The organism is Desulfobaccales bacterium (assembly GCA_041648175.1).
In the GTDB taxonomy this organism is placed as follows: Bacteria; Desulfobacterota; Desulfobaccia; order Desulfobaccales; family 0-14-0-80-60-11; genus 0-14-0-80-60-11.
Genome location: JBAZPO010000001.1, coordinates 201,261 through 218,081, shown reverse-complemented (window position 1 = coordinate 218,081; position 16,821 = coordinate 201,261). Strand labels below are relative to the sequence as shown.

General features: G+C 55.4%; 17 protein-coding genes, 2 tRNA genes, 1 pseudogene and 1 riboswitch. Of the genes and pseudogenes, 8 read left to right on the top strand and 12 right to left on the bottom strand.

Annotated elements, in window-relative coordinates:
* Positions 1-341: 341 nt before the first annotated feature.
* The 5 genes from WC600_01055 to WC600_01035 all read left to right on the top strand — a co-directional run bounded on the left by WC600_01055 (position 342) and on the right by WC600_01035 (position 4,407).
* On the top strand, positions 342-1,325 hold the full coding sequence (locus WC600_01055) for a hypothetical protein (GenBank protein ID MFA4901310.1): 984 nt from the start codon (positions 342-344) through the stop codon (positions 1,323-1,325).
* Between the two features lie 322 nt (positions 1,326-1,647).
* Positions 1,648-2,643: a hypothetical protein gene (locus tag WC600_01050; GenBank protein MFA4901309.1), complete on the top strand. Its 996-nt coding sequence runs from the start codon at positions 1,648-1,650 to the stop codon at positions 2,641-2,643.
* 314 nt (positions 2,644-2,957) lie between these two features.
* Complete coding sequence (locus WC600_01045; GenBank protein ID MFA4901308.1) at positions 2,958-3,158, top strand: helix-turn-helix domain-containing protein; 201 nt, start codon at positions 2,958-2,960, stop codon at positions 3,156-3,158.
* 130 nt (positions 3,159-3,288) lie between these two features.
* A complete protein-coding gene (locus WC600_01040; GenBank protein MFA4901307.1) occupies positions 3,289-3,462 on the top strand; it encodes a hypothetical protein in 174 nt (57 codons plus the stop codon).
* Between the two features lie 54 nt (positions 3,463-3,516).
* On the top strand, positions 3,517-4,407 hold the full coding sequence (locus WC600_01035; protein MFA4901306.1) for a site-specific integrase: 891 nt from the start codon (positions 3,517-3,519) through the stop codon (positions 4,405-4,407).
* Positions 4,408-4,472: 65 nt separating this feature from the next.
* Here WC600_01035 and WC600_01030 read toward each other — a convergent pair.
* The 6 genes and pseudogenes from WC600_01030 to crcB form a co-directional block, all read right to left on the bottom strand.
* A tRNA-Asn gene (locus tag WC600_01030) sits at positions 4,473-4,548 on the bottom strand.
* Between the two features lie 29 nt (positions 4,549-4,577).
* A tRNA-Gln gene (locus WC600_01025) sits at positions 4,578-4,651 on the bottom strand.
* A 108-nt stretch (positions 4,652-4,759) separates the two neighbouring features.
* On the bottom strand, positions 4,760-4,924 hold the full coding sequence (locus WC600_01020) for a CBS domain-containing protein (GenBank protein MFA4901305.1): 165 nt from the start codon (positions 4,922-4,924) through the stop codon (positions 4,760-4,762).
* A 114-nt stretch (positions 4,925-5,038) separates the two neighbouring features.
* Positions 5,039-5,359, bottom strand: a pseudogene (locus WC600_01015) (CBS domain-containing protein).
* Between the two features lie 15 nt (positions 5,360-5,374).
* Positions 5,375-6,025, bottom strand: coding sequence for a DUF190 domain-containing protein (locus tag WC600_01010; protein MFA4901304.1), 651 nt, complete (start codon positions 6,023-6,025; stop codon positions 5,375-5,377).
* A gap of 13 nt (positions 6,026-6,038) precedes the next feature.
* Positions 6,039-6,413, bottom strand: coding sequence for a fluoride efflux transporter CrcB (crcB, locus tag WC600_01005; GenBank protein MFA4901303.1), 375 nt, complete (start codon positions 6,411-6,413; stop codon positions 6,039-6,041).
* A 172-nt stretch (positions 6,414-6,585) separates the two neighbouring features.
* Positions 6,586-6,659: riboswitch (Fluoride riboswitch) on the bottom strand.
* Positions 6,660-6,842: 183 nt separating this feature from the next.
* Between crcB and WC600_01000 the strand changes: the two genes are divergently transcribed.
* From WC600_01000 to WC600_00990, 3 genes are all read left to right on the top strand, one after another.
* Positions 6,843-7,127, top strand: a complete 285-nt coding sequence (locus WC600_01000) for a hypothetical protein (protein MFA4901302.1) — start codon at positions 6,843-6,845, stop codon at positions 7,125-7,127.
* A gap of 139 nt (positions 7,128-7,266) precedes the next feature.
* Positions 7,267-7,902: a histidine phosphatase family protein gene (locus WC600_00995; GenBank protein ID MFA4901301.1), complete on the top strand. Its 636-nt coding sequence runs from the start codon at positions 7,267-7,269 to the stop codon at positions 7,900-7,902.
* A 246-nt stretch (positions 7,903-8,148) separates the two neighbouring features.
* Positions 8,149-8,667, top strand: a complete 519-nt coding sequence (locus WC600_00990; protein MFA4901300.1) for a BCAM0308 family protein — start codon at positions 8,149-8,151, stop codon at positions 8,665-8,667.
* A 201-nt stretch (positions 8,668-8,868) separates the two neighbouring features.
* Here the strand turns inward: WC600_00990 and bioA are convergent, their stop codons facing one another.
* From bioA to WC600_00960, 6 genes are all read right to left on the bottom strand, one after another.
* Positions 8,869-10,218: an adenosylmethionine--8-amino-7-oxononanoate transaminase gene (bioA, locus tag WC600_00985; protein MFA4901299.1), complete on the bottom strand. Its 1,350-nt coding sequence runs from the start codon at positions 10,216-10,218 to the stop codon at positions 8,869-8,871.
* A gap of 245 nt (positions 10,219-10,463) precedes the next feature.
* Positions 10,464-11,873 carry a sigma-54 dependent transcriptional regulator gene (locus WC600_00980; GenBank protein ID MFA4901298.1) on the bottom strand — a complete coding sequence of 470 codons (1,410 nt, stop codon included), beginning with the start codon at positions 11,871-11,873 and terminating at the stop codon, positions 10,464-10,466.
* Positions 11,863-13,887, bottom strand: a complete 2,025-nt coding sequence (locus WC600_00975; protein MFA4901297.1) for a response regulator — start codon at positions 13,885-13,887, stop codon at positions 11,863-11,865. Before WC600_00975 ends, WC600_00980 begins: the two co-directional genes overlap by 11 nt.
* A gap of 168 nt (positions 13,888-14,055) precedes the next feature.
* Entirely contained in the window at positions 14,056-15,132 is a 1,077-nt protein-coding gene (gene rfbB, locus WC600_00970; protein MFA4901296.1) for a dTDP-glucose 4,6-dehydratase, read from the bottom strand.
* A complete protein-coding gene (gene rfbD / locus WC600_00965; protein MFA4901295.1) occupies positions 15,129-16,004 on the bottom strand; it encodes a dTDP-4-dehydrorhamnose reductase in 876 nt (291 codons plus the stop codon). The genes rfbB and rfbD overlap by 4 nt, the downstream gene beginning before the upstream one ends.
* Before the next feature lie 15 nt (positions 16,005-16,019).
* The gene (locus WC600_00960) at positions 16,020-16,508 is read right to left on the bottom strand and encodes a dTDP-4-dehydrorhamnose 3,5-epimerase family protein (protein MFA4901294.1); all 489 of its coding nucleotides are present in this window, start codon (positions 16,506-16,508) and stop codon (positions 16,020-16,022) included.
* Between the last annotated feature and the right edge of the window lie 313 nt (positions 16,509-16,821).

The following is a 16,821-nucleotide window of genomic DNA, read 5'->3' as shown; positions in this document are numbered from 1 at the left end:
GCAAAGAAAAGGGGCTGATGCAAGGAGCCGTAAACATCGAAGGCCGGGCCATGGCGCGTTGGAACCCTGCCTGCCGGGGTCAGTAATACCGAGTTGCGGTCATACAGGTAATTTTAGATCATAGGGGCGGACCTGTGTGTCCGCCCTCAAGGTGGTCGCACCTGCAAGTGCCCCCCTACAAAACCCAAGCTATTTTTACTTCTCTGAGCGCAACTTGGTATAAGCGGTAGGCAGAGAAGATGAGGACAAATGATGACCAGATTACTTTACAAAAACATGGAGGTTTATAACAAATTATGAATGGTTACAGCGGGAAACCGCCAGTACTTCCAGTAGATCTAATGAAAATCCCTGGAGTTCTGACGCTGCGGCGTCAATGGGTCTGTTGGAAGCTGAAGTTTGAAGACGGCAAATGGAAGAAAGTGCCGGTGGATCCAAAGACCGGCAGGTTTGCATCGCCCACTGACCCTTCTACCTGGGGAACTTTCGGCCAGGCCTGTAAGTATTATGAACGGCGGAAGAATAAAGGCATCATGGGGTTGGGCTTTGTTTTTACCAAAGACGACCCATTCACGGGCATCGACCTGGACAAGTGCCGCGATCCAGAAACCGGCGTGATTGAACCCTGGGCTTTAGAGATTGTGGAGCAGTTGAGCTCCTACACCGAGATCTCTCCGTCCGGAAGCGGCCTGCACATTATCGTTTTTGGGGTCTTGCCGCCGGGCAAGAGAAAGGAGGGTGACGTGGAGATGTATGATTCCCGCCACTACTTCACCATAACCGGTAATCTCCTGGCCAATGGTGCAGGTAACGCCATCGAGAACCGCCCAAAAGAGCTCAAGCTTGTTTACGCTCGTTTCCTAGAAAATGGCCGGGATAGTTCATTGCCGCTCCGCAATGACCCATCGGCACATGGACGGAAGCCCAGGATTGACGTCGGAGTCCTTGATACACTGCTGGAGCATTTTCAAACTGCGGTGTTGACGCCGCCGGACCTGGAGATCATCCGGGAGCTGAAGGCGGGGCGTCAAGGTGAAATGTACAGATATTTGTTTATCGGGGACTGGAAAGGTGCAGGCCGGTTGCGGAAACATGGTCCTTACCGCACCCAGTCAGAGGCAGACCAAGCGCTGGCCAACCGGCTGGCCCGGCTCACTAACGGTAATGCTGTACGGGTCTATGCCCTTTTCAAGGAGTCAAAGCTGTTCATGCGTGACAAGAACAAAATCAACTCCGCTTACCTGGCCCGGACTATCCAAAAGGCCATTACTGACATGGGCTGGCAGCCGCCCCAGGGCTCAACAGGCGGGAGGGACCGCCGATGATGTCGACCATCGACCACGAAGCCGGTTTTGCCGGACCTTACACTCAACCGCTATACTGCCAGGCGGACGACGGGGTATGCACCCACCCTGGCTCCTCTGGGGTGGTGCATACCCCCCCACCTGTGGACCATCTTTAGAAGGTCAAGAAGAAAGGCATAACCCACGAGCCATCCCTGGGTCAGGGCCCCAGGGTGGCTTGTGGGGTGAGGGCTCCTTTCGGGATCCTCTAAGAATAAATTATCTATATAAGGAGAATGCCATTTCACCACGCATTTCACCATCAAGCGAGGCATCAGCCTCGGCCAAAACCCAGGAAATCAGCATGGCTGCTCGTATTCATAAAATTGTCCAAGCTGCCAGTGGAACATTTACCGTTGATGAAATCGCCAGAGAAGTGGTGAAATCACCATCTATTTCACCACCCCCCACTACCCCGGAGGAATGGGAGTCCTTAAGAAAGCTGGTCTCCAACAGGCTGGGCCGGTTGGAGAAGAAAGGGCTGCTGGAGCGGGTCAACGGAAAGAAGGGCAATTATTGCCGAGCCGGTGACAAACCCGGGCAAACTCAGACCTCCCCTCCAGAGGACCAAAGTGACACTGGCAGACTCAGGATACTCCGGACAATTCCCAAGCCATTGTCAATGCGGCTCCCCTTGGGCCTGGAGCAATATGTTCTGATCTACCCGGGAGACCTCATTGTCGTGGCTGGCGCCACCAACGCCGGCAAAACCGGCTTCTTCCTGAACCTGGTCCAACTCAACTGGGACATATTACCAGTCAAGTACTTGACCTCGGAGTTGTCGGACGTGCGGCTAAGCATTCGGCTCCACGATTTCTGTGAGGTGCATGGCACATCTCTGGATGATTGGGAGAGGTATGTAGATTTCAGGGTTCATGATAGCAACTTCGCTCCGGCCATGAATCCTACCGGACTCAACGTGATCGATTACCTGGAGATTTATCAGGACTTCCATGAGGTCGGCATACCCATCAGGGACATTTTCAAACAACAACAGGGCCAGTCAGGCGTCACTTTCATGGGCCTCCAGATGAAACATGGCAACATGCTTGGCCGGGGGGGCGCCTTAACCATGGAAAAACCCTTCCTCTACCTGACTCTGGACTACTTCAAAGAGCGAGACCTGAACCGCTTGGTCATCGAGAAGGCCAAGGATCCTGCCAGAGACGATGTTAACCCGAACGGCATGGATTTCTGGTTCCGCATTGAGAAAGGCTGCAGATTTATCCCTGTAGAAAAGCCCAAGGACGCCGACAAGTTGGTGGCCACGGCAAGGAAGCAGGCCAACGGCGGAAAATAAATTCTACCGGCACCATAAAATGGCATTCGGTATGGATCCATCCACCGCCTAAGGTTTTGACCAATTAGCATTACCGGCCTGGGCTCCATAAAAATAGACGGGCGCGTCAGCTCCCGAACGATGAACAGCGGCAACATAAACGGCACAGTGAGTACCGGTTGCGCTGGCAATTACACTGCACGTAAGAACGAAAATCTGGCCCAGGCTTAAACGATTACACCAAACCCGGGGATAACTATGCACCCTGGCCCGAATCAAAGTTTTTAAGTCACATTACGTTTTCCACCACGATCTACCAGGAGGATTTAATCGCATTGAACAGAACTGTAGCCGTTGAAAGACGCATGCTGGACATCCAGGATCTCTCAGATTACGTGGGGCTCAGCCGCCAGACCATTTACAACAAGCTGGCGGCTGGTACCTTCCCAATCAAAACCAAGCGTATCGGGCGCCGGTTAAAGTGGGACCGGAAGGACGTCGACCGCTTCCTGGACCAGCTCCCCACAATCAACTAAACCCTCTACCACCAATTCATTGACAGCCGGGGCGGGAACTGGCATATCTTCAGGGGAAAGGAGGTGATGTTTTCCCTTAGCCAGTAACCCCGTCTCTGCTGTCTCCTTGAACTTATAAGGAGTGGCAACCATGAGCATTTACCAAAAATATCGTGATTCCCAGGGCCGTAAGACCGGGCCCTGGTTCATCAAGTACCCCATCGGCCGGGACCCTCGGACCGGCAAGATCAAGTACCGGATCGAAAAGGTGGGGTTCCAGAAAAAGCTAGCCGAGCGGGCCTACCAAAAGAAAATGGTTTTGTGAACCGAACGGAAATATCTGGACATCAAGGAAGAGTCGAACCTGACCTTCAGCCAATTGGTCCTGTGGTTCCTGGAACTGCCGGTGGTGCGGCAAAACAAGACTTTCAAACATATTGAAAGGGCTTGCCATGTTTTGGCGGAATACTTCGGCGACATCCTAGTCCAGAAGATCAAACCCGCCATGGTAGAAAAATACCAGCGACAGCGGTTGCAGGGAATTACCCAACTCGGCCGACCCAGGAGCAGTGCCAGCGTGAACCGGGAAATCACCGTGTTGAAGCGAATGTTTAATTTGGCCATTCGCGATGAACTGGCAGAGAGAAATCCCTGCTGGAAGATCAAGATGCTGCCGGAGAACAATGTCAGGGACCGCATCCTGTCGGCCGAGGAGTTGGAACTGTTAATATCCCATCTTCCTCTGCACGCCGCCCTGATAGTCAGATTTGCTTACTGGACCGGGATGAGGGCCGGGGAAATCTTCAATCTCACCTGGGACAAGGTAAGTCTAAAAGAGAAGGCTATCAAACTTAAGGGTGTGGACACCAAGACCTTGGAACCCAGGGTGATTTTTCTAAACCAAGAGCTTCTGGCAATTCTGGACAAGGCAGGGCAGGTCAGGTCCATCGAACATACCCGGGTCTTTACGTATAAGGGGCGGCCTATAGCCTCCATCAAGACCTGCCTCGGGCGGGCCTGCCGAAAGGCCGGGATTGACAACTTCAGGTTCCACGACTTGCGCCACACCTTCAACACCAATATGCGCAAAGCGGGAGTCGCTCCATCGGTGATCATGAAGATGACCGGCCACAAGACTGCAGCCATGTTTAATCGCTACAACACGGTGGATTTTGGGGACGCCCAGGAGGCTTACCGGAAGCTCCAGGAGTTCCTGGGTCAGGAAGAGCAGTTGGGAAACTCCGGTAAATCAAGGGCCGGAACAAAATAGTGCTCCCATAGTGCTCCCGGGAAAAAAATGGGGTAGCCGTAGCTACCCCAAACATTGATCAATTCTGGCTCCCCGGGACGGACTCGAACCGCCGACAAGGTGGTTAACAGCCACCCGCTCTACCAGCTGAGCTACCGGGGAATATGTAAAAACCTGCTGGTTGTCTGAGTTGGCTGGGGGACAAGGATTCGAACCTTGATAGGCAACTCCAGAGGCTGCAGTCCTGCCGTTAGACGATCCCCCAACTGCATCTATTTTTATACGCAGGCGCAGGAAGTTTGTCAAGGGGGTTGCCTGTTCCAACTGCGGTTGTTGAACTCATAATGAATGCGTTTCACGCCAGTTTGGCTGCTCAGGAAGCAAAACCGGCGCGCAACAGGGCGTCACGGCTGACCAGGCCTTTAAATTTCCCCTGGGAATCGACCACCGGTAAGCGCTTGATCGCCTTATCGAGCATCAGTCGGATGGCTTCATTGATCGGGGCATCTTCGGCAACCGTGACGATATTGGGGTTCATAACCTCCCCTGCGGTTTTGCCGCTCAAGTCCTCCCGAAGCTGGGCATGTTCGGCAAAGGGCATCTTGCTGACCAGGTAATTAAAGAAACCCGGGTGGCGGTCGGAAAACGCGGTCAGGAGGTCTTTATCCGAGATCAACCCGAGAAAATGCCCTTCTTGGTCTACGACGCACACCCGCTGAATGTCATTGCAGTCGATAAGGCGAATCACTTCCTCCACCGGGGTATCAGGAAAAACCGTCGAGGTGTCCCGGCGCATAATGTCGGAGACGAATCGCAAATTGTCCACGGCAATCTGCTGCTTCTGGAAGGCTTGCCAATTCGGACACTCCCGCAAAATGGCATGAAACACATCCACGCGCGAGAGGACGCCCACAAGTTTGCCCTCGGCATCGACGACCGGGAGGCGCTTCACCTGCTTGTTAAGCATGAGATTTACCGCGTCCGTGGCCTACTTATCCTGCTCAATGGTCATGGCGGGGCGGGTCATGACCTCTTTAGCCTGGCGCGGCGTCAGGGCTGCAATGACGGTGCTCACTTTTTCTTGATCGGAGGCCGCCAGCAAACCGAGTCGCATGGGCAAACCGGCCCTGTAGATCAAATCCCCCTGAGAGATTACCCCGACCGGCCGGTTCTGTTCGTCAACCACCGGCAGCGCGGTGAAAGTGGAAGAGAGCAACAGGCGGGCCACTTCGGCCAGCGAGGTGTCCAGATTGACCTTTTGAGGGGACGGAGTCATGAGGTCTCGAACCCTGGTATGCTTCGGGATGAACGGGCCGCGGGTTTTATGGGAAATGACTGCTACATCCTGAACCGTCACGATCCCGTCGGCGACCATTTCCTCGGCCCTGGCTAAGAGCAGCTCGGACTCGACGGCCGGCGCCACAATGGTAATCCGCACGGGCAGGTTGTAGGAGAGGACCTCAAGCCTGCCGGTGGCGATCTCTCCGTTTTCATAAGAGCCTTCAATGCCCTTGGTCACCAGGCACCGCGCCGCGATTTTCAGGTCGTGAACCAACTGGACGATGGCAGCATGGAGAGGCTCCCCGTGCCAACGGGCCTCTTCACTGGTGAATATCTCAATTATTTTATACTGCCGCATAATTGGCCCTTCCTTACCGTAGGCGGCCCACCACCATGCCTAAAAAAACCAAGGCTGTGCCGATGACATTGTTGGAAAGAACGTTGGCCACCGTGACCAGATGGCTGCCCTCACGCATGGCGTTCATCGTCTCCAGGCCGAAGGAGGAAAAAGTCGTCAGACCCCCAAGAAACCCCGTCATGAAAAACAGGCGCATGGAAGGATTCATGATACTGAGGCCCCGTTCGCCCAAGGCAAAGGCCAGGCCGATGAGAAAGCAGCCTGAAAGATTGACGGTGAGAGTTCCCCAAGGGAATCTGGTTCCAAAAAGCTTTGCGGCCCACAATGACACGGCATAGCGGGACAGCGCCCCGAGGCTGCCGCCGACCATCACCAAGAGTATCTTCATGATCCAACCATCATTTCTTATCAGCTGCCGAAGCCAGCTTAAGGTGAGGAGTTCTCGCGTTTTTTGGGAGAGCTTCACGGAATGCCCTTTTAAGAAGGTTCGTTTTCGCAGAAAGGCATCAACGTTACCCAGATTACATCTTCCGGCAAAAAAAAACTTCTACCGGAGTTTTCTGCCAGTAGAAGTCATCAGTCTCGGACCTTATGACCCAGACGGTTATTGGCGGACTTCATCACCTTTTAAAATATAGCATCATCAACCCTGCAGCTTCAATATTTTTATGGCGGCTTGACAAATTATTTCCGGCATTGCCCTGATTGAGGCATTATTTGGAAATATGTGTGAAAAAAATAACTTAAACTTGACACTGCCTGGAACACGCTTATCCTTTAACTATACTCTTATCATCACTCATATAAGGAGGCGGCCATGAAAGAGTATGACCAGATCATCAAGGAAAAGGGACTGCCCAATCCGGGGCAGACGGTGCGCAACAAGAAATACGGCACGATGTGGCGCGTCCTGGAAAAAAAGGAAATCTGGCAAAATATCGAACCTGATCCCAAGACCGGGGAGCCTCGGATGGTCCCGGCAATTTATCTCTCCTATTGGAAGGTGCAGGAGGGCGCCCGACCTGGCGTTGGCAAGATGATGGGATTTGAGTACACCCTCTACGACAACACCTTTGCCCTCAACTGGGATATCGTGAAATGAAAAACTAATCTCCTCTTTCCATTTACGGCGTTTGGCAATATAGTGGGGACCAGAGTGGATGCTTCTGGTCCCTGGTTATTTGAGGCCGGTCAACGACCACCGGGGACCGCGGCTCGCCAGCCGTTGAGGGAGGAGAGTAATGACTAAAATTATTCTGGTGCGCCACGGCCAAACCCCTTGGAATAAAGACAAGATTTTTCGGGGCTCCCGGGACATCCCCTTGAATGACACTGGCCGGGAGGAGGCCCGCCTGGCGGGTGACTGGCTCAAGACCGAAACCATCCACGCCGCTTACTGCTCGCCTTTATCCCGGGCTCGAGAAACGGGCGAAGCCATCGCCCGGCATCACGGCCTCCAGGTTCTGGACCTGGCGGGGCTCACCGACCTGTGGTACGGCGATTGGGAGGGCATGCCCTTAATTGAGGTCAAGGTGAAGGACGCCGACCTTTACCGGCAATGGGAAACCGCGCCCCATACCGTCCGCTTTCCCAAGGGTGAAACCCTGGACGAAGTCAAAGACCGGGCCATAGACGCCGTGGAAGAGGTGGTGCTGCGCCACCCCGGTCAAACAGTCCTGTTGGCGGCCCACCGGGCAGTTAACAAGGTGCTCATCGCGGCCTTTCTGAGCCTGGACAACTCCCACTTCTGGCGCCTCGGCCAGGACACTACGGCCATTAACCGCTTCAATCGAACGGCCGACACCTGGCACATCATGGGCCTCAACGATACCTGCCATCTGAAGGGGCTCAAGCGGGGGGCCTACGTAGATTTTTAGCGCGCCTTAAGCTACCCAAGTTACAGAGATGCGATTCCAGCCTACTGGCCGGCTGACTCCACCAGTCGCTGATATTTTGTCGGGTCCTCTTGCAACCCACCGGATTAGTCCTAACTTAACTACGTAGACAAGTTTCCCAAAAAGGTTACCGCTGCAGCGCCGGGTGAACCGAGATGTCCATCTTTCCCCTGGCGGGCACGCGGGTCCTTCCAGGTATCTGGGCTATTCTCAAGCGAGAGGGAGTTTATGGAAAAATACAAAGAGCAGAAATGGAGCGGGGAGAAGGGCAAGAAGTTTGGCCACGTGGGACGGCAGGAGGACCCCTATCTGCCCGAGGCCGGCCAGGAAGCTGCGGCCTGCACCCAATGCCACGCCCTCTACCAGAGCAAGCGCTGGTTTTTCGACGAAAAGCTCTATGAGCGATTGTCCGGCGCCAACCAGGTGCGGGAGGTGGTGTGCCCCACCTGCCGCAAGATCAAGGACCACTATCCCGAAGGGATTCTCACCCTCAGCGGCGAATTTCTGGCCCAGCACAAAGAGGAGATCGTTGGGATCCTGAAAAAGGAATCCAACAGGGTGTCCAAGCGCAATGTCCAGGACCGCGTCATCCAAATGGCCCCGGATGGGGATCAGTTCGTGGTGGAGACCACCACGGAGAAGCTGGCCCAACACCTGGGGCGCACCATTTATAAGGCCTACAAGGGTGATCTGAACTTCCGCTGGTCGGAGATGGACAAGTTTGTGCGGGTGTATTGGAGCAGGTAAGAGAGAGGCGGTTTTCGGTTTTCGAGGGAAATCGATAAGATAAGTGATTATTATTCTAAAGGAAACGCCGCGGAGTGATGAATCGCAGGCCCTCAGGGGTGGGTTTAACCCGCCTCTGAGGGGAGCGCGGCAGGCCCAGAGATTCAACGTGTAATCTTTCCGATTTTATAATTCCTTATATCAAGGGTTCGGTCTCTCCGGCTACATCTCTTTGGTCCCCTGGACGATAGCCTCCCGGGTGATATCGCACAGGGTGTCCAGTTCTGCCGCGGTGATGCAGAGCGGCGGCAAAAGCACGATGACATCCCCCAGGGGCCGGAGTATTGCCCCGAGCTTGCGGGCTGCCAGGATCACCTGGTGCCCGACGCGCCGTTTAAGGGGGAAGGGTTCCCGGGTGGATTTGTCCGCCACCAGTTCGATGCCCACCATCAGGCCCCGCTGCCGGATATCGCCGACGTGGGGATGCTCCGCCATCCTCTCTAGCCGCCCGGCCAATTGCGACGTTTTGACCGGCAGACCGGCAAGAACGCGGTCTTTTGCGAAGATATCCAGGCTGGCCAGCCCCACCGCGGCTCCCAGGGGATTGCCCGTGTAGGTGTGCCCGTGGAAAAACGTCTTAAATTCCTCGAAGGCTCCCAGGAAGGCCTGATAGACCTCGTCCGTGGCCAGGGTCGCGGCCAAGGGCAGGTAACCGCCGGTGATGCCTTTGGCCAGGCAGAGCAGATCGGGGCTCACACCCTCGTGCTCACAGGCGAACATGACGCCGGTGCGCCCGAAGCCCACGGCCACTTCATCGGCAATGAGGAGCACGTTATGCTGGCGGGTGACTTCCCTGACCTTCGCCAGATAACCGGGAGGCTGGGCGATCATCCCCGCGGCGCCCTGCATCACCGGCTCCACGATCACCGCGGCCAACTCCTGGTGGTGCTCGGCCACCAATTCTTCCAGCCGGGTAAGGCATTGCTGCCCGCAATCGTCCTGGTGGGAACAGCGGTAGCAGTAAGGCGCCGGGGCTTCCAAGGTGTCGAACAGCAGTGGCCGGTAAATCTCATGGAATATGGGGATGCCGCCTACGGACACCGCGCCTATGGTGTCACCGTGGTAGGCGCCGCTGAGTTTTAAGAAGCGTTGTTTTTGGCTTTGGCCGCGGTTGCGCCAGAATTGGAAGGCAACCTTCAGGGCCACCTCCACGGCGGTGGAGCCATTGTCCGAGTAAAACACCTTGCTCAAGCCCGGCGGGGCCAATTCCACCAGGCGGCGGGCCAGGAGGATGGCCGGGGGATGGGCGATCCCCAACAGGGTGCTGTGGGCCACCTGATTAAGCTGCTCCATCAAGGCAAGGTCCAACTCGGGGCGCCGGTGCCCATGGAGGTTGGCCCATAGGGACGAAACGCCGTCCAGATAGCGGTTGCCCTGGATATCATAGAGGTAAATCCCTTCTCCGTGGCTGATGATCAGGGGGTCTTCCTCCCGGAAGCCCTGCATTTGGGTGAAGGGATGCCAGACAAACTCCCGGTCCCATTGCTTTAAGGTCTCAGGGTCGTAACCCATAGCATGCCTCGCTTCAGGTGGCGGCCACGCAGCCAGCCCGCGGTGCGGCCAGCCTTATGGCCTTTTTGTCGATTACCAAAAGTTTTTAGCCCTCACCTTAATCCTTTCCCCTTAAAGGGGAGAGGAAAATTGAGGCAAGAACTTTTTGGCAATTACTATATGCAAAAAGACGCTCAGAAGGAAGAGGAGGCGCGACCCTTGTCCTGGCCAGGGACGTGGGCCGGGGCCTGGCTGCCTGATGGGGACTAGGAAGCAGCGGATTCGGTGGAGTTATCCGGTGATGATCGCCGGGGGTCCACCAATTGAAACCGCCGCATCTTGTTGAACAGGGTGGTGCGGCTGATCCCCAGGGTGCGAGCGCTGAGCTGGCGGTTCCAGCTAAAAGATTCCAGGGTCTCCAGGAGAATTTGCTTTTCGGACCGGTCCATAGCTTCTTCCAGGGTCAGGTTTTTGAAGGATTCCTTGGACAGGGTCGGCTTGCTTTCCGTAATTTTTGGAGGCAGGGACTCGGGAACGATAAACTCCCCGGGACTTAAGATTACGGCGCGTTCCACGACATTCTCCAACTCCCGGACATTCCCCGGCCAGGGGTATTGGAGGCAGTATTGCAGGGCGCTCTTGGTGATGCCCTTGATGTCTTTATGGTGAATCTGGTTGAACCGGCTGACAAAATGGGTTGCCAACGGTTCAATATCGCTCAACCGGTCCCGCAGAGGCGGGATGGTAAACGTGACCACGTTGATCCGGTAGTAGAGGTCTTCCCGGAAGTTTTGTTGGGCCACTTCATCTTCCAACAAAGTGTTGGTGGCTGTGATAATCCGTACATCCGTCTGAATGGGGATGTTGGCTCCCACCCGCTCGATGACCTTTTCCTGCAGGACGCGCAGGAGCTTAATCTGGAGTTGGGGAGAGGCTAAGTTGATGTCGTCCAGAAAGATGGTGCCCCCGTGGGCTTCCTCGAATTTGCCCTTTTTATCCCGGATCGCCCCCGTGAAGGAGCCCCGCATATGTCCAAAGAGTTCGCTTTCCAGCAAGGTCTCGGACAGCGAACCGCAGCTAATCTTGCCGAAGGGCCCGTCTTTGCGGTGGGAGTGCTTGTGAATATACTGGGCCAGCATGGATTTCCCGGTCCCCGATTCCCCGGTGATCAGCACCGTCGCCATGGTGTCGGCAATGGTGTGGACCATTTCCAGAAGCTGGGCCATTTTGGGATCACCGAAAACCAAGGTATCATCCAAGGTCCAGGGCTTGAGGCGCTGTTTCAGGGAATCGTAAGAAGCCTGTAGTTTTTTCTTCTCCAGGGCATGGCGGATCGTGAGTTTGAGACGCAGGTCATCAATGGGTTTGGTTATGTAGTCATAAGCTCCCAGTTTGATGGCCTCGACCGCCCCGGCAATGTGACCGTGGCCGGTAATGAAAATGACCGTCGTATCGGGAAGCCGGCCCCTCAACTCCTTCAAGAGCTCGATGCCGTCGAGCCCAGGCATCTGGATATCAGAGAGGATCACTTGGTATTGTTGGTTTTTGATTTTAGCCAGGGCATCCTGTCCACCCATAACCGCATCCACACTGAACCCTTCCAGGAGGAGCATCTCTTTGAGTGATTCACACACCAGGGTATCGTCATCAACGATCAAAAGGTCTTTATTTGCCATGCAAGGCTCCCGGGTCGGTATAGGGCAGGACCAAACGAATTTTTGTGCCCCGCCCTGGCTGGCTTTCCACCACTAAGCGGCCATCATACCGCTCCAGGATCTTTTGACAAATGGGTAAACCCAATCCCAATCCTTGGGTTCCCTCTTTGGTGGAATAAAACGGTTGAAAGATCTGGTCCATCTCCTGGGACGATAACCCAGGTCCGGTGTCCTGGAAGGAAATCTCCATGTGGCGCTCGTTCAAAATGCCGTTCACCGCCAGGCGGCCACCTTGCGGCATGGCCTGGAGGGCATTTTTAATGACATTGATAAACACATAATAAAGGTCAGACTCAGAGACGATCTTTTCGAACTCCGGAGGCGGACTGAAGTCTATTTGCACCCGCTGATCGCTGGCCTGAAACATCATGATTTTAATGGCGTCCTGGAGCAGATTGTGCAATGTGTCACTGGCCCGAGGAGGCGATTTAAAAGGATTGGCAGAGAACATCAGGCTCTTGATGCTCATGGACATCTTCTGGAGACCTTTCTGGGCCTCGGTGAGGTAGCGGTCCACGCTTTGGGCATCATCTTTTTTGAGGACGGCCAGGGACAGGTAACGCCGGATGCCGTCCAGGGGATTGTTTAGTTCATGGGCCACGCAAAGAGTGAGCTTGCCCATGATGGCCAGATGCTCATAGAGTTGCAGCCGTTGTTTGAGTTGCTCGGCTTCGGTGACATCCTCCACCAAAACCAAGCCCCGGAAAGAATTCCGTTCGTCCGGGACCGGTAATATCTTAATCCCCAAATAACGGACCGAGTTATCTTTGGCCGTGGACTTCAAGGAAGTCAATTCTTGAGGTTCCTGACTGGCCAGGACCTGTTGGAAGGCCGGTTCCAGATTACCGCAGTCGGTATGGCTGAAGCCCAGGCAGGAGAAAAGGTTCTGGCCCACCAGGTTAGCTTTGGTTAGACTCACCATCCGCTCCAGGGCCGGATTAGCTTGAACCACAGTCAGATTCTGGTCCAGGATGGCCATCCCCATGGGGATTTCCTTGGTAATCCAGGAGGTCAAAGAAGGGATTGACGCCTCTTCCGGCGCTTCCCTGGCTTCTAGAATTTCCACCAGCAAGCGGCCCATCAGCCAACCCAGGAAGAGGTCCCGGGACCCGAAAGGCTTTTTGTCCTTCCGATCCGTGAGGTTGATCACCCCCCAAAATTTATATCCTGTGAGGGGGATGATCATGAAACTGGCCGTTTGATACGTGGTGCGTCGGGGCATCAAGGAAAAATGCGGGTCCCGGCCCAGATCGGAGACCAGCAAAGGACGCTGGTGGGCGGCCACATACCCCATGATCCCTTCGGACGCCATCAGGACATCGATCTTGACCTCGGCATGAGGACCCATGGCCGCCAGCCCGGCAAACTGGCTCCGCACGGCGTCATAGAGAAAAATGGAGCTATTCGTCACCTTAAGCAAGGTCTGGGCTGCTTCCAAGAAGGTTAGCCCCACCGCCTTGAGATCGTCCTGTTGCCAGGCACGCTCCCGTAGTTCTCCCAGGATTACGGCTTCAGGAGTATCCGAAACCAACTCCAGGGCCTGCCACCCCAGGGCCTCGGCACCCTGGAACACCGTCTCCAATTCTCGTTGAGATCGCGAGAGACGTTGATATTCCAAGGCGCGCTCGATGGCGTGGCGCAGAATTTCGGGCTGCACGGGCTTAGGCAAGTAATCAAACGCGCCGATTTTCACGGCGTGCACGGCGTCCTGAAAATTCGCATAGCCGGTGAACACAATCACCAAAGTCTCGGGATGATTCAGGCGCAGGTATTGGACTAATTCCATGCCCCCCATCTGAGGCATAATCATATCGGTGATGACCAGATCATAGGGGTGAGCCTGGAGCGCGGCCACCGCTTCCTTGCCGTTGGCCGCGGTGTTCACCAGGTAGCCGGCTGGACGCAAGATATCCTTGACCAGCCCCAGAATGGCAGGTTCATCATCTACTACCAGAATAATCGGTTGCCTTTGCATACCCAGCCCTTATACTTGACCCTGGACGTTAATACCACTGGCGGTGCACTCTTGGTCCTGATCGGGCATTTTTCAAAAAACCATTAATTGAATTTGCAAAAAATATCCCCTTCGCAGGCCTGGAATAACCAGGGATACTGATCCGCCTCTTTGTCGACGGTTGCGCCGTTAGCCATCCACGCCTAACACCCCGGCCCCATACTGTTTCGTGAGGAAAGCCCGGTAGGCCTGGGATTGCACGCGCCCCAGCCAGTCCTGATGGTTAAGATACCAGGCTACGGTGCGCCTGAGCCCCTCCTCCAAACCCACTTGGGGATGCCACCCCAACTGGCTTTCAATTTTGCTGATGTCCAGGGCATATCGCCAGTCATGGCCGGGCCGGTCCGCCACAAAAGTAATCAGCCGGTCCAGGTCTCCCAAATCAGGCCGCATTTGGCCCAGCAAGCGGAGCAACAGGCGCACCAGTTCCAGATTGGGCACTTCCTGGCGGCCGCCGATGTTATAGGTCTCTCCCACCCGGCCCTGCTCCAGTACGGCAAGCAGCGCCCGGCAATGGTCCTCCACAAAGAGCCAGTCCCGGACATTGGTTCCCTGGCCATAAATGGGAATGGACTTGCCTGCCAAGGCCTGGCTGAGGCTAAAGGGGATCAGCTTCTCCGGGAATTGGTAAGGGCCGTAATTGTTGGAACAGTTGGTAATGAGCACCGGAAGCTGATAAGTGTGGAAATAGGAGCGCACCAGAAAGTCGGCGCTGGCCTTGGACGCGGCATACGGGCTGCGGGGGGCATACGGCGACGCCTCGGTGGTGGGAAGATCTTCGGGTCCCAACGAGCCGTAAACTTCATCCGTACTGACGTGCAAAAAGCGCGGCGTCTCCCCCCCGGCCCGGTTTTGCCAGGCCTGGCGAGCCGCTTCCAACAGGGTAAAGGTTCCCACGACATTGGTGCATACGAAGATGCCCGGGTCCAGAATCGACCGGTCCACATGGGATTCAGCGGCAAAGTGGACCACCCGGGTGATGGGATAGCGGGCAAAAAGGTCTTGCGCTAATTCCCGGTCGGCCACGTCTCCATGGACGAGGGTATAGAGGGGATCGCCTTGCAACCCGTTGAGATTTTCGGGGTTGCCGGCGTAAGTCAAGAGGTCCAGGTTGAGGATGTGCCAGTCCGGCCGCTCGCGCCGCAGAAAGTAGACGAAATTGGAGCCGATAAACCCGGCTCCCCCGGTTACCAAAACACAACTCATAGGCGATCCCCGTAAGCTTCCCAGAATTGCTGGAAGGCTGCCTGCCAGGAAGGCATGAGGTCCAGTCCGGTTACCTGCAAGAGCCGGTTATCCAGGACCGAGTTGGCCGGCCGGGGAGCAGGACGGGGAAATTCCTCGGTTGTACAAGGAGTTATCCCCACCTCAATACCGGCCGTCTGAAGAATCAGTTGGGCAAACCCATACCAGGTGGTGCCACCCTGACAGGTGGCGTGATAGGTGCCGAAGGCCTCGGTTTGGGCCAGCGCCAGGAGCTGGGGCGCCAGTGTCAGCGCGCTGGTGGGGGTCCCGTGCTGATCCGCCACCACCTTTAGCACGCCAGCCGGCCCCAGGCTGCGACCCCGGGCCAAAATAGCCAGGATGAAATTGGGGCCGGGAAGCCCATAGAGCCAGGCTGTACGCACGATAAAGTGATCGGGGCACTGTTGCCGCACCCACTCTTCTCCCAGGAGCTTGCTGCGGCCGTAAACCGAGAGGGGCCGCGTCGCGTCCCACTCCACATAAGGCCCGGATTTGGTCCCATCAAAGACATAATCGGTGGATAGGTGGATTAACTTGAGGCCCAGGCGCCGGCAAGCCACGGCCAGGTTCCGGGGCCCCAGGCCGTTGACTCTGAGCGCCCCATCCGGGTCCGACTCCAGTGCGTCCACCTGGGTAGCCCCAGCGGCATTGATCACCACTTGCGGACGCAGCCGGGCCAGCTCTCGCCATACCGACTGGGAATCGGTAATATCCAGGTCATGGACATCGGTGGGAATTACCTCCCAACCCTGCCCGCCGGCAGACTGAACCAGGGCCTGACCCAACTGCCCGCGTGCTCCGGTAATCAGGAGCTTACCGGAAACCGGGATCACCCTCTGATCCTCATCTTATTCCAGCCGAAAAGGCGAAAAGGGGTCATTCTCAAACCGAATCTCGTCTACGGCTTCGGAGCGTCCGTGGCCGCGGTACAGACGGTTGGCGAAGTTGCAGACAAAGCCGGGATAGTCACTCATGTTCTTATAGCCGTGCACCACCCCCGGCGGGATAATAAGTATTGCGGGATTGGATTCCCCCAGAAGAAAATCCTGTTGGACCCCGAAAGTGGGGCTGTCATTCCGGTTATCCCAAAGGGACACCCGGAAATCTCCAGGCCCGTAAAAACAGAAGAGATCGGTCTGATGCTGGTGGGCATGGGGCCCCCGCCCCAACCCCGGGTTGGTGACCGAGACATACGCCATCATCGGAACATGATCCGGAGCCAGCTCATCCTGGCGGAAAATCTCGGCCAGCCAACCTCGTTGATCGGCATACTTTGACAAGGGTGAACAAATCACTCCGGAAATATTAATCTCCAAAAAATGGCCCTCCGGTGTCATAAACTTTAAATAGTTCAATCTTTAAACAATATATATTTGATAAAATATTCCGCTAACATCCTTCAAGACGTACTAATTGTACCATAATCATAACGTTGCCAGCAAAATTAAACAGAATAAATGTTCAGAATCTTGAACTGTTCACAGGACGTTACGTTGGCCCTTGTGGATGCCGAGGGAGGAATGCTTATACTATCCAACATATCGCAATTACAGGAAGTTTAGGGTTTATGGTTTTAATAACCCGGACCCTGACGCAGGCCCGTTATTATCTTAGACCTTGCAAAAAGACTGCCATCTTTCCTATCTCCCT

Coding starts and splice junctions, on each gene's coding strand:
- rfbB (MFA4901296.1), bottom strand. CDS start 15,132: ATGAGTTGTGTTTTGGTAACCGGGGGAGCCGGGTTTATCGGCTCCAAT.
- WC600_01055 (MFA4901310.1), top strand. CDS start 342: ATGAAAATCCCTGGAGTTCTGACGCTGCGGCGTCAATGGGTCTGTTGG.
- WC600_01040 (MFA4901307.1), top strand. CDS start 3,289: ATGAGCATTTACCAAAAATATCGTGATTCCCAGGGCCGTAAGACCGGG.
- WC600_00990 (MFA4901300.1), top strand. CDS start 8,149: ATGGAAAAATACAAAGAGCAGAAATGGAGCGGGGAGAAGGGCAAGAAG.
- WC600_00980 (MFA4901298.1), bottom strand. CDS start 11,873: ATGGCAAATAAAGACCTTTTGATCGTTGATGACGATACCCTGGTGTGT.
- WC600_00995 (MFA4901301.1), top strand. CDS start 7,267: ATGACTAAAATTATTCTGGTGCGCCACGGCCAAACCCCTTGGAATAAA.
- bioA (MFA4901299.1), bottom strand. CDS start 10,218: ATGGGTTACGACCCTGAGACCTTAAAGCAATGGGACCGGGAGTTTGTC.
- WC600_01000 (MFA4901302.1), top strand. CDS start 6,843: ATGAAAGAGTATGACCAGATCATCAAGGAAAAGGGACTGCCCAATCCG.
- WC600_00975 (MFA4901297.1), bottom strand. CDS start 13,887: ATGCAAAGGCAACCGATTATTCTGGTAGTAGATGATGAACCTGCCATT.
- WC600_00960 (MFA4901294.1), bottom strand. CDS start 16,508: ATGACACCGGAGGGCCATTTTTTGGAGATTAATATTTCCGGAGTGATT.
- WC600_01010 (MFA4901304.1), bottom strand. CDS start 6,025: ATGCGGCAGTATAAAATAATTGAGATATTCACCAGTGAAGAGGCCCGT.
- crcB (MFA4901303.1), bottom strand. CDS start 6,413: ATGAAGATACTCTTGGTGATGGTCGGCGGCAGCCTCGGGGCGCTGTCC.
- WC600_01020 (MFA4901305.1), bottom strand. CDS start 4,924: ATGAACCCCAATATCGTCACGGTTGCCGAAGATGCCCCGATCAATGAA.
- WC600_01050 (MFA4901309.1), top strand. CDS start 1,648: ATGGCTGCTCGTATTCATAAAATTGTCCAAGCTGCCAGTGGAACATTT.